Source organism: Treponema sp., from assembly GCF_045657965.1.
Lineage (GTDB): Bacteria > Spirochaetota > Spirochaetia > Treponematales > Treponemataceae > Treponema_D.
In genome coordinates this window covers 1-12,870 of sequence record NZ_JAZOUG010000115.1, presented here as the reverse complement: position 1 = coordinate 12,870, position 12,870 = coordinate 1, and the positions used below count along the sequence as shown (strand labels likewise).

8 protein-coding genes are annotated in these 12,870 nt (G+C 37.5%); 4 read left to right on the top strand and 4 right to left on the bottom strand.

The genetic code is table 11. The features are described from left to right. From mutS to ACKI5B_RS04250, 4 genes are all read right to left on the bottom strand, one after another. Positions 1–1,702, bottom strand: a 1,702-nt coding sequence (gene mutS, locus ACKI5B_RS04265; protein WP_407426165.1) for a DNA mismatch repair protein MutS, incomplete at its 3' end; no start/stop codon positions are given. A gap of 3 nt (positions 1,703–1,705) precedes the next feature. Beyond that, complete coding sequence (locus ACKI5B_RS04260; RefSeq protein WP_407426163.1) at positions 1,706–2,221, bottom strand: OmpH/Skp family outer membrane protein; 516 nt, start codon at positions 2,219–2,221, stop codon at positions 1,706–1,708. 10 nt (positions 2,222–2,231) lie between these two features. Beyond that, a complete protein-coding gene (bamA, locus tag ACKI5B_RS04255; protein ID WP_407426161.1) occupies positions 2,232–4,697 on the bottom strand; it encodes an outer membrane protein assembly factor BamA in 2,466 nt (821 codons plus the stop codon). Positions 4,698–4,724: 27 nt separating this feature from the next. Continuing rightward, positions 4,725–9,179, bottom strand: a complete 4,455-nt coding sequence (locus ACKI5B_RS04250) for a hypothetical protein (RefSeq protein WP_407426159.1) — start codon at positions 9,177–9,179, stop codon at positions 4,725–4,727. An 82-nt stretch (positions 9,180–9,261) separates the two neighbouring features. Here ACKI5B_RS04250 and tmk point away from each other — a divergent pair, with 82 nt between their 5' ends. The 4 genes from tmk to ACKI5B_RS04230 all read left to right on the top strand — a co-directional run. Next, positions 9,262–9,882: a dTMP kinase gene (tmk, locus tag ACKI5B_RS04245; RefSeq protein WP_407426157.1), complete on the top strand. Its 621-nt coding sequence runs from the start codon at positions 9,262–9,264 to the stop codon at positions 9,880–9,882. A gap of 33 nt (positions 9,883–9,915) precedes the next feature. Continuing rightward, positions 9,916–10,527, top strand: a complete 612-nt coding sequence (locus tag ACKI5B_RS04240) for a hypothetical protein (protein ID WP_407426155.1) — start codon at positions 9,916–9,918, stop codon at positions 10,525–10,527. 1 nt (position 10,528) lies between these two features. Beyond that, positions 10,529–11,701, top strand: coding sequence for a 3-dehydroquinate synthase (locus ACKI5B_RS04235; protein WP_407426153.1), 1,173 nt, complete (start codon positions 10,529–10,531; stop codon positions 11,699–11,701). A 92-nt stretch (positions 11,702–11,793) separates the two neighbouring features. Continuing rightward, a partial coding sequence (locus tag ACKI5B_RS04230; RefSeq protein ID WP_407426151.1) for an MATE family efflux transporter occupies positions 11,794–12,870 on the top strand: 1,077 nt, incomplete at its 3' end.

Here is a 12,870-nt window from a genome sequence, read left to right as displayed (position 1 = left end):
CATCAATATACGCAATTTCTCTGGCAGTCTGAAGAAGATAACTGGTAAACTCTGCAATTTTTGAACGGACTTCAAGAAAAAGATTTTTTTCAGTTTCTACGATTTTTAGTTCAGCTTCACTAATCTGTTTTTCAATTTCCTGAAGTCTTACAGTTGTAAACCTGTCTGCATTTGTGAGAGAACGCCTGAGAATAAAATGTGGAGGGACCTGTTCTGCTTTACCGCGGGATATTTCAATGTAATAACCAGTCAGATTATTGGAACGGATCCTAAGGTTTGCAATTCCCGTTGCATTTTTTTCCTGTTCAGCATAATCTTCCAGAATTTTATTTACATTATCATGAATCTGCCTGTATTCATCTAATTGAGAAGACCAGCCTTCTTTTATAATTCTGCCTTCTCCAAGAGTTGTTGCAGGATCCTCAAGAATAGAGTCTTTTATAAGGGCTGCAATCTGAGAGGCAATAGATTTTTCTGTTTTAATGAAATCAAATTTTTCTAACTGGGTGCAGACAGAAAGCCATGATTCAAGACTGACACGAAGAGCCTGTAAATCTTTAGCATGAGCCCTTTCCATTGCAATACGGCCGGCTAATCTTTCTACATCAAGGATATCTGCAAATTTTTCCTGTACAAACTCGAGCAGATTTCTGTTTTTAACAAACTGTTCCACATGATTTTGACGGCAAAGTATTTCATTACAATTTGTAAGCGGATATAAAAGCCAGTTTCTTAAAAGCCGTTTTCCCATTGATGTTTGAGTATAAGAAACACATTCTAAAAGTGAAAACTGACTTGTCCCGTCACGCAGATTCTGTACAATTTCAAGATTTCTCCTGGAAGAATCATCCATAATAACAAACTGACTGTCACGATAAACTTTAATTGCTGTAACATGAGGTGCATTTGTTGTGGCTGTTTTTTTAAGATAATCAAGCAGAAATCCTGCTGGTGCAACCTCGGGAGAATTTTCATTTAAAGAAAAAGACTGCAAATTGGTTGTATTGAATTGTGAAATAAGCCTTTTGTATGAAAGATTCTGATCAAAATTCCAGTCAGGATAATACGAAACGGCAATTTCATTATTTTGATTTAAGGTTTCCTGTATTACTTCATTTGTTTCAAGGCTTTGAGGAAGAAGAATTTCACGTGGATGGCTTCGTCCCAGTTCCTTCTGGAAATTTTCAGCCATATCAGATTCATACCAGCTGGTTGCAAAAAAATCAGAAGTTGAAACATCAATATAAGCAAAACCAGTCTGACCTTTATAAACACTGATACATGCCAGAAAATTATTTGAAGAACCGTCAAGATATTCACTTTCAACGGCGGTTCCAGGCGTTATCACTTCAATTACTTTACGTTCAGTAAGACCTTTTCCTGTAACTTCTCCAACCTGTTCACAGATAGCAATTCTTTTTCCACAGCGCAAAAGCCGTGCGATATAAATTTTAGCTGCGTGATATGGAATTCCGCACATCGGCTGATTTCCACGGTGAGTGAGGGTAAGATTCAAAAGCCGCGAAACTTCGACAGCATCTTTATCGAACATTTCATAAAAATCTCCCAGTCTGAAGAAAAGCACATCATCCTTGTGCTCATCTTTAATTGAGAGATATTGAATCATAAGCGGTGTAAGTTCTGCAGATTCTGATTTTTTCTGTACTGAGCCGGCAACGATTGAATCTTTTGAACGGACCATAATTTACAGTCCCAGTTCAGCAATAACTTTATCAGTAATATCAACAGATGAAGAATACCACAAAATTGCATTATTCTGCTGCAAAGAAAGAATCATACTATATCCTTCATTTTCTGCAACTTTTTCAAGTACTGAATAAAGTTTTTTATAAAACGAATCCGAATTTTGAAGATTTCGCTTCATTGATTCAAGCTCGATATTTTTGGCATTTGTATACTCAGTAAGAGCATCTGTTTTTTTGATAATATCAGAATCAAGTTTTGAAACCAGAGAATCATTATTTGAAGACATGGCATCCGCTTTCTGAGTTTTAAGCTTTTGAATTTCTTCTGTTCTTTTTACGATTTCATTCTGATATTCAGATTTTTTTGAATCATAATTACGAATTGGAGCAGAATTTCTAAAATAAGCCTGATAAACTTTTGCTGTATCAACTACACCAAACCGGGTAATCTGCTGAGCGAAAAGACTGCCTGAAAGCAGAAAAATTGCAAAAACAAAAAGTTTTTTTAACTTCATAACAACCTCATTATTTATTCGTAATATTAAATGAAAGAACAAACTTCCAGTTTTTATCCCAATGCCATTTACCGTCACCCGCTCCATATTTATCAGAAGAACTTGTAGAACCATATTTTCCAGTATTAGCAAAAAGAAGTCTAAGCGGGAACTGAGGAATTGTAAAGCGGATTCCAGGACCACAGCTGAAGAAGAAATCTTCTTTCTGTAAATCACCTAACATGTAAGGTTCTTCTTTAACAACGGCTGCATCAGCAAACAAATCAAGTGCAAGAACACCAGGAACAACCGGCATACGGAGTTCGATAATATTACTCCACATGGCTTTTCCACGAACTTTGTTGTAAATCGAAGTCCAGCCGCGTCCATTAAACATGCCGTCAATATAAAGCCGGCTTGAATCACCAATACTTGAACCAGTTTTAGGAAACTGCATTGAAAGACCTGAATAGCCCATAAGAACAAGCTTAAAATCCCAGGTTTCTGTTACAGGGAACTTAAGCAGGGTAAAATACTTTTCGAGTTTTGTATCAGTACGAAGGAAGAATTCAGTTTCAATTGGAGTAAGACCGTACCATGTAAATCTCTGGCTTGCAAACCATCCTTTTGAAGGATCATAATTTATATCACGGTCATCAACTGATACTGCAGTCCAGATAGAATTCTGCCATCCCCATGTATTGGCATACTCTGTAATGGAATGATCAACCGGTGTCCAGACATCTTCATCATAAATATTGTTTTTCAGGCTTCCTGAAATACCGCCGCTCCAGGAAATAATGGCAAAGTCAGGAGTCCACCGGCGGCCCAGAGAAATTCCTGTTGTCCATTTATACTGTTCGTAATCCATGTAGTAAGAATCATCATCATAATTAAGATTACTGTCTGTTTTATTACGAAGAGCCGTTAAACTGGAATGAGAAAATTCTGTACTGATTGAAGTGCTGACAGGTAAATCTTTAAGCCAGTTTGCACCATAACTCAAACCCACAGACTGTGTATCTGTTGAAATTGTTGAACTGGCACTCAAGGAACGGCCAGAACCGCGGACATTTGAATCCTGCCACTTTACAAAAAGAGCAAAAGGTAAATCATCAGGATCAGAAACCCCACTGAATGTAACACCAAATTCAATTGATGTAGTTGACTGTTCTTCAACAGAAATAATCAGATCAACAAGGTTTTCTTCAGAACCTGCTACGATATCAGGAACAACAGCACTGAAATACTGAAGATTATAAAGATTTCGTAAACCTGTTGTAACTTTTGCTTTTGAAAAAATATCTCCGGATTCAATAGGAATTTCACGTTTAATTACGTGTTCTTTTGTTTTTGTATTTCCTTTGATTATAATGTTTTCTACATGACTGCGGACATTTTCCATAATCATAAACTGATAGGAAATTGTCTTTTTTTCGATATCCTGATTTGGATTCGGCTGGAAACGGTTTGAAGTATAACCGTTTTCATAATAAAGGTCGGCAATAGCCATAAGGCCTTCATTAAATTTTGTTTTATTGAATACAGAACCTGACTTTAATTTAATTTTTGATGAAAGTTCTTCATCAGAGAAAATTTTATTTCCTACGAATGTAGTTCCTTCATAAGTGTATTGAGAACCTTCCTGAATTACAAAAGTAATCGTAAGTTCATCCCGTTCTTTTTTTTCGTTTACCTCAATACTCTGGGTTATATCAATTACATCAGCTTCAATGTATCCTTCATTTGCATAAAAGGAAAGAATTGTCTGCTTGTCTGCTTCAAGCATTGATTCCTGGAAGGCACCCTTACTTATGATACCAACTTCTTTTAAGGAAAGCTTTTTCTTTAATGTTTTAGATGCAAAGACTTTATTACCGGAAAAATTGATATGGGCAATTACTGTAGAACGTCCTTCATCAACGTTGAAAGTAATTTCAATTCCTTTTGAGGTTTCTTTTGTTGATGAAGTTACTTTTGCATTTGTGAAACCTTTTTCAAGATAATGATCACGAATGGCTCTTTCATCAACAGATACCTTTGCAGGTGCATAAATATCCTTTTCCTTAATGGAAATGGCATCTTTTATTTCTGTTGTACGGATTTTTTTATTACCATTAATTATAATTCTTGATACCGCAGGTTTTTCCTTTACAGTAAATGAAATAATTACAGAATTACGCTTTACATCCCCTGGAAGTGCTTCTGGTGCAATATCATCAAATAAATCAATTGCATAAATGCGGTCTATCATATCAGCAAAAAGTTCGTCTGTGAATTTTTTGCCATAAAATCCCGAAACAATACCTTCAACATCTTTTGTTGATACTGTTTTTAATCCTTTAAAATTTACCGATTTTATTACCTTACCGTAATACCATGTACTGTCAACTTCTGTATTTGAATCTGATTCTGAACTCTGTGCATAAAATACAGCAGGACAAAAAACAAAAAACCCCGCCATGAATAATGCTGCAAAACGATGCCGGATAGACATAAAATCCCCTTTTTATTATGACTGTTATTAAAATGCGAACTTCCAGGATAATGTCATTGATGTAGAAGGCACAAAAGTGTTCAGAAGTCCTTTTTGAAGGGAATCGATATCAGGAGCAACGCCAAGGCGGATATTAACAAAAGGAGATGCTATTTCAAAACCAAGCTCAGGCTGAAATACTAATCCGCTTGTAGAAGTTCTGTCATCGACACGAGTTTCATCATAAGACCAGTGAAGAAGTGAATCTACATAAATTGAACTACCGAAGTACTTACCAAAATAAACAGTCGAATTGTCAATAAAGTTACCTAATGAAATCTGTTTATTGCTAGAATCTTCATCCATGCTCAACTTGATTGAGTTTTGCAGGACACTTGTTCGAATCGAAACTATATCAAAATTTAATAATTCACGCAATGTATTTTCAATTTTGCGCATTGCTGTTGCCTGAACAAAATAATCACCACTGGTAGCAATAAGGGAATACACATCTTCGGAATCACCGGCTATTACCTGTCCAAGAATTTCCATAATTTCCTTTTCAGATTTTGCAGGATTTGAAGAAAAAAGCGGTCTGAAAGTACTGACCCGCTGATTATTAGCGGAAAGAATAATTGTAACCATATTTCCGTTATCATCACGTTCACGGGTTTCAGCGCGGACAGTTACCTTCGGGTCAATTAAATTCTGATTTTCATTAAATACGATTCTACCCTCTTTCAAATAGAAGTTACGGTTCAGCCAGACAAGCTCACCACCCCTTAGAGTAATATCACTCTTAAAATCAAAAGTTCCGCTGTCTGAATCAAAATAAATCGACAATGGTGTTCCCGGAGCTACGACCCCACGCAAAAAAGGATTGAACAGCAGCTGAACTTTCTGCCCTACAATAATATCAAAATCAACTGTAACATTAATGCTTGATGAGCTGGAACCTACCGGAGAAGGAACTGACATCAAAATATTATCCAGAGAAAACTGATTCTGCAGGGAAGTTGCAACCACTTCAACATCAGCTTCATCAGCAAGAACAAAGCCGGAAATAGTAACATCCCTTGGAAAAGCAAAATTCAAATCAAGATTACCACTGGCAAGTCCTTTTGCATGAATGAACGGGAAAGACAAATCAAGCGGAACTTTTTTATTTTCATCGATATTGATTTTTAATTCGAGTGCATTTGGAAGCCATTTATTGAATTCCATTCTGTACTCAACTGTTGCAAGGCCTTTTCCTAATGTAACTAATGTCGGTGGAACAACAGCCTCGCCATTTTCAACATTCATATAAACTTTTTCTGCATGAAGATAATTCTGTGAAATATATGAAATAAGGAAATTCGGTTGAGTTACAGTAAACGCACCCGTATATTCAGGATCTGTCGTAAGCCCCGTAATTTTTAAATTTCCTGTTAAAATTCCAGAATTAAAGAAAACGAACGGAATTTCAACTTCCGAACAAATATAGCGCATGTCAGCAAAAATTCCTGACACATCAATATCAAGTTTATTCTGAATGACAGTTCCTTCAACATTAAAACGGACAGGACTTTTTTTGCCGGTAACGACAGAAATTGAACCGTCTGTTGTATAAACAGCCTTAAAGCCGTTTTCTGCATTTGTCATTAAATCAAAACGTCCCGGAGAATGCAATAAAGTTAAATTAACCGGAAAATCACTGTTAAAGAAATCACCCGTAACTAATTCAGAAAAAAGAGAAACTGAATAATAATCAGGAAGTCCAAAGCGCTTTTCTGAACTCTCACCTGAAACCTTAAGATTCAACGGTGCATGTATTGTCTTTTCAAGAATTGAAGCATTAACATTCATTTTTGCTTCACCGGAAAAGTTCTTTAAATCAAAATTAGCAGAAATATCATTTACGTTTATTGCAGACCATGAAAAATTCAAATCAGAAACATTAAAACCGGTATCATCAAGAACCATATTTCCGCTCATTACAAACGGATACCCTGAAAGTAAAAGTGATGCCCTGTGAATTTGAACAGAAACAAAAGGATTAACAAAAGTACCTGTTGCAGTAACTTCAGCTGAAATTGTGTTATCAGGATTTTGAAGGGTGAGCAGCCGTGAAGAAGGAAATGAAACAACAGATGCGTTAACCGACATATAAAATTCATTCATCAGTGAGTCTAAGGAAAAAGGAGCCTGAGTAGGATTTGTAAAATCAGCCGAAAGAGAAATTTTTTCTGACGTAATTGGACTTTCCGCATTTATATTTGCATGCAGAGAATCAAATATTTTTTCATTTAAGTTCCAGACAATATTTCCTGTACCATCCAGTGAAGAAGTTTCGTCGGTATAAGAAATAGAATTTAATGCAAAACCATGAGGATTTATTGTTCCTGAAAACGCAAGATGAGGATTAAAAGCCAGATTAAGGGAAGGTTCTTCAATTTCAAAACTGATTATATTAGCTTCAAATCCGGTATTTTCATCCCAATAAAGAATAGCGCTTGTTGAAGAAGCAAAAACATTTTTACCAAAAGCAAAAGGTAACTGAGAAAACTGTAATGTTGCTCCAATGCGCTCATCTATGGAAACAATTGCATCAAAATTATAGTCACCTGAAACAGAAATCCATTCCGGTGTAAAGTTTCCGTAAAACGAATAAGGGATTGAATTCAGGGTAAAAGCACTTGTAAAAGAAAATTCCTTAAATGTATCAGCAAAATCTACTTCAATTTCTGCATGTGCAGAATGATTTCCAAACTGTAAATCGAATTGAGAAAGCTGTAATGTTTCCTGAGAACCATCAAGAGAGAAAATTAAAATTTCACGGTCTTTTCTAGTATTAGCAAAAAGACATTGAGGTGCATTTACAGAAATTTTATTAAAATCAGTAGAAAAATACGCTTCAGTTGTAAAGATGTACGGTTCAAAACTTTGAGCAACGGATTTCAGTTTTTCACTTTTTGAAGGTTCTAAAAAGAACGCACCTGTTTCAATCAGACTGTCAGCAAATATATTTGAAACAGCAATCTGTGTCTGAAGAAAATTTTCACGGCCCAAAATAAAGCTTCCATTAATTTCCAGTTTTCCAGCTTCTTCATAATCGGCGTGGGCATAATCAAACATTTCAAACTGAAAATCAAAAGAATTCTGCAAAGGCAAAAGAGTAAACTGAAGAGCAGTAAAACTTTTTTCATTCAGGAAAAGTTGAGGAGCAAAGCACATAAAGCCGTTTCTGTATGGATCAATATACATTTCTGTTGAAATAATTCCGCCGTTTTTTAACAGAAAATACCCTAAACTGAATGTTCCTGAAGGCTGTTTTTTTTCTATATCGTATTTTCCGTAAAAATCGCAGTCAATAAAATTTCCTTTTGCAGAAATATTTGAAATATTTACATTTTTTTCATCACCGTCAATTTTAAAGACTAAAGATACAGGTTCGCCTGCAAACTTCTGACTGACACTAACTGTCAAGTTAGCACGATAATTCATATCATCTTCAGAAAAACGGCCGTTTAAACTGCCTGTTAAAAGAGAGCCGTCAATTTTTTTTATAAAATCATTTTTTCTCCTGATTGAAACAAGGGAAAGCGGATTAAAACGATTGAAATCTGCAGAAAAAGCAAGTTCTTTTTTTGAAAAATCAAAATTTGCAAAAAGCGAATAAGGCAGAACAGTCCTCATTGTACGCAGTTCAAGTTTGTCATCTGTAAAATTCAGCAGTGTATCAATTTTAAAGACAGAATAATCTGCTCCACTGCTTCCAGAAAGACTTACAAGTGCAGAACTTCCCTCAAAATCAGGATAAAAGATTCCGTTTATCAAAAAGGAACTGGCAAAACTTACTGCACGACCGTTATTTTTTATACGATATGTTTTAGCAGTAATTTTTCCTGAACTGTTAATATTAATACCGTCTGAAAAATTAAAATCTGCCAGTTTCAGTTTTTTTAATGTCACAAGAACATCATCTGTTTCATTCGAATAATGAATTGTCAGATTTTTTATATTCACATCAACCGGTATATCAAGTTCTGTTCTGTCGATTTTAATATTGTTTTTATCTTCCGGCTTTGAATTATCATTTTTATTTTTACCAGCCAGTTTCTTTATATTTTCAATAAATTGAGAATCTTTTACAGAATTATATTCTACAGTAACTCCATTCAAAGACAGTTCTTTCAGGGCAACAGACGGATTTTTTGAAAAAAATCCCGCAATCGAATAAGAAAGTTCTGCCCTTTTAATTTCAACAATTTTTTTTCTGGTTGAAACCTCATATATTCCAATATTTTTTACATTTACGCCAATAAAAATCGAAGGTGAAAGCGATTGATACGAAAAAGCAAGTCCGGTCTCATCTTCAAGTTTTTGAGACAGAGAAGATTCAAAAGCAGATAAAGCCTCCGTGATACGCAGATATACCGGTCTTACAAGTGCAAGAACTGCAATAAGGAGAAAAATAAATAATGTGCTTCCAAGGCTGACGCCAAATATTTTTGACTTCATTTATTTTTTAGAGACTACTTCTCTTCAAGTATCGGCATAAAAAGTGTTTTTGAATATAATGGAAAAACAAGGAAAAAAATATATGGTTTTAAAAAATTTTATTGTTTTTGAAGGAATTGACGGTGCCGGAACAAGCACGCAGATTAATATCTTAAAGAAAAGGGGCGATGCGGACCGCTTCTTTTTTACAACCGAGCCAACTGACAGTGAGACAGGCAGATTCTTACGCAAAATGCTTAAAGGTGATGTTGAATTAGATCCGCGCACTTCAGCCTTTTTGTTTGCAGCCGACAGAAACGAACACCTCTACGGAAAAGGCGGCACAAACTGCGGCGTTGTACAGCAGGCAGAAAGCGGGAAAATCGTAGTAAGCGACAGATATTTATTTTCAAGCCTCACCTACCAGAGCGTAACCTGTGGTGATGAGCTTCCTCGCCGCTTGAACGAGAGTTTCCCGCTTCCGGAGATTTTATTTTTCTTTGACATTGACCCGGAAATCTCCCTTAAACGAGTTCTTGGCCGCGGTGAAACAGAAATCTACGAAAAGCTTGACTTTCAGAAAGCAACGGCAGAGCGTTACCGCAAAGTAATCGATGAATACGAAAAAATGAACACCGGCATGAAAATTATCAGATTAGATGCAACACTCCCGGTTGAAAAAGTAGCGGAAATCATCGAAAAAAATCTGTGGCAATCTGTGTAATCTGTGGTTAAAAAACTTCCGATACTGTAAGAGATGAAAAAGATTTTTTGTGCGGCTTTTGCCCTTTTCATTGCGATTTTCTCGATTACACCGGCATTTTCCTACATGGTAAAATACAAGGAAGACTATTACAGGCTTTTCCATGTACACTACCAGCAGTATCCGGACGATGTAATCGAAAACATTTACTGGCTTGAAAAGGCAGTACAGGCAGATTTCTGTAATCCGCTCTATGCTCCGGTAAAGATAAACGACGAAAAAGACTGGGAAAAATACCGCTATCTTTTTATGATGCATATAAATCTTAAACTGATTGAACAGCACACCAGGCTGGGCCGCACTTACGACAAGCAGGTGGCTCATTTTTACGATGCCCCCTGGAAAGATGCTTACATCGAAAACTTAAACAAGGCAAAATCCTGTTACGAAGCAGGCCTTTACTACTGGAAGGAAGCAAAACTCTGGGCAGAAAAAGCCAATGTCGGAAAGTTCAAATTTCTTTTTCTGACAGACATTCAGAACTGGGAAGATGAACGAGAACGGATAGGAAGCGGAAAGCTTGATTACGAAAAAATCTTAAACCGCGAGCTTACCCGCGTAAACAAAGTAATTGAAGAATTTGAAAAGATGGACAAGGACTATTGATATGACATTCGAAGAAAAAGATATTATTTATCCGCCGGTACACCCGGGAACAGACAGAACATTCATCCGTTTTTATGACGGTGAACTTGATTTGAATTCAATTTTTTACTCTGCAGAAAAAGATTCACTTCCGCAGCGCATTTTCGTAACAGATACAAGCGTGGCTTCCCTTCCTGCAATGCACTCTTTCATTGATTTTTTCCGCGGGGAAGATTTTTCTCACCCGAAAATTGAAGCAGGCTTTACAGGTAAGCGCGGAAAAGACGTCCTTTTGATTTTAGGAGCTGGCGAACCTTACAAAACAATCGAAAGCGTTCTTGCAATCGTAAAAGCCGCACTCGACAATAACGGCCAGCGTTCGGCAGTTTTTGTCGGAATAGGCGGCGGAGTCATTACAGACATGACAGCATTTGCAGCTTCAATTTTTAAGAGAGGTGCTCACTGTGAACTTGTTCCGACAACACTTCTTTCAATGGTAGATGCTGCAGTCGGCGGAAAAACCGGCTGTGACTTTGATTCATACAAAAACATGATAGGCTCATTCTTCCCTGCTCAGAAAATCCACATCTGCCCAAGCTTTATCGAAACTCTTCCGCAGCACGAATACAGAAGCGGCATGGCAGAAGTCGTAAAAACCGCCCTTCTCTACTCGCCAGAACTCTTCGAAAAGCTCGAAAAATACCCTGAAATATTAAATGACCGCAAAAATCCGCTTGTAGCAGAAAGCATACGAATCTGCGTAAATGCAAAGGCAAAGGTTGTTGAGCAGGATTTAACCGAAAAAAATATCCGCATGCAGCTGAATTTAGGTCACACTTTCGGACACGCACTTGAAAGTATGGCGGGTCTTGGAGTTGTAACTCACGGAGACGGCGTTGCATGGGGAATGGCAAGAGCTGCTGACCTTTCTCAGAGGCTCGGTCTGTGCACAAAAGAATATGCAGACCGCGTAAAAGCATGTCTTGCTTCATTCGGCTGGGAAACAGAAGCAGTTCATTCTGAAATGAAGAAAAAATACTCAAGCGACGAAGAAATTGCAAAGATTCTTCTTAACGCAATGAAAAAGGACAAAAAGAATTCCAGCGACAGGGTCAGATTTATTCTGCAGTCAGATGTCGGTGAAACGGTGATTACTGAAGTGCCTGAAGCAGATATTCTTGCCGTTTTAAAATAATTTCTGGTGAATAACATTATTTTATTATAATTCGACTCATTCTGTTTTTTGCATTTGTTGACATTTAATTCTGTTTTTACTAGATTTTTAACATGTTAAAGAATATTGATGTTTTTGAAAAAGATCCGATTCCAAAGGCGGTCTTCAAGCTGGCTCTTCCGACAGTTCTGAGCATGATTGTAGCCGTGTTCTATAATATGGTGGACACTTTTTTCGTAGGAAGGACCGGCGATTCTAATCAAGTTGCCGCAGTAAGCGTGGCGACTCCTGTGTTTTTGTTTTTCATGGCCGCAGGAAACATTTTCGGCATGGGCGGCTCCTCATTTTTAAGCCGTGCTCTCGGCGAAAAACAATACAACAAGGCAAAAAAAATCAGCTCCTTCTGCCTTTACGCAGGAATATTTACCGGCGTTGTCGGCGCGATTCTAATGCTCACTTTTATGCGGCAGATTCTAAACGCCGTGGGCACTAGCGAAAACACTTTCAAATTCGCAAAATCTTACCTCACATGGATTGCCTACGGTGGGCCTGCAATCGTAATATCCACGGCATTCACGAACCTTATCCGAGGCGAAGGAGCCGCCCAAAGCTCCATGAAAGGCATGATGGCAGGAACAGTGGCGAACATCATTCTCGACCCTGTTTTTATCCTTGATTCATTTTTGGGAATTCCATGTCTCGGCATGGGCGTGGCGGGAGCTGCAATCGCAACCGTTTTAGGAAATCTCGTTTCAATCGTAATCTTCTTCGCTCATATTCTCAAACCAAGCTCGATTCTCACTTTAAGCCCGAAGTATTTTGCAATCAGAAACGGAATCATGAAAGGCGTGCTTTTAATCGGGCTTCCGGCCTCAATCACTAACATTCTCATGAGTTTGAGCAACATTCTTATGAACACTTTCCTTGTAAAATATGGGGATGTCGCCGTGGCAGGCATGGGAATCGCAATGAAAGCAAACATGCTCGTCGTTTTCGTCCAGATGGGACTTGCGGCAGGAGTTCAGCCTTTAATCGGCTACAATTACGGCGCAAGAAATTTCCAGCGCATGAAGGGAACGATTAAATTTTCCGTCATGTGCAACATCATTGCGGGCGTTTTTTTGGGAATTCTCTATTTTACTTTCACGCGCCAGATTGTCAGCGTATTCATCGGCGACGAAGCCGTAATC

Coding starts and splice junctions, on each gene's coding strand:
- ACKI5B_RS04260 (WP_407426163.1), bottom strand. CDS start 2,221: ATGAAGTTAAAAAAACTTTTTGTTTTTGCAATTTTTCTGCTTTCAGGC.
- tmk (WP_407426157.1), top strand. CDS start 9,262: ATGGTTTTAAAAAATTTTATTGTTTTTGAAGGAATTGACGGTGCCGGA.
- ACKI5B_RS04240 (WP_407426155.1), top strand. CDS start 9,916: ATGAAAAAGATTTTTTGTGCGGCTTTTGCCCTTTTCATTGCGATTTTC.
- ACKI5B_RS04235 (WP_407426153.1), top strand. CDS start 10,529: ATGACATTCGAAGAAAAAGATATTATTTATCCGCCGGTACACCCGGGA.
- ACKI5B_RS04250 (WP_407426159.1), bottom strand. CDS start 9,179: ATGAAGTCAAAAATATTTGGCGTCAGCCTTGGAAGCACATTATTTATT.
- bamA (WP_407426161.1), bottom strand. CDS start 4,697: ATGTCTATCCGGCATCGTTTTGCAGCATTATTCATGGCGGGGTTTTTT.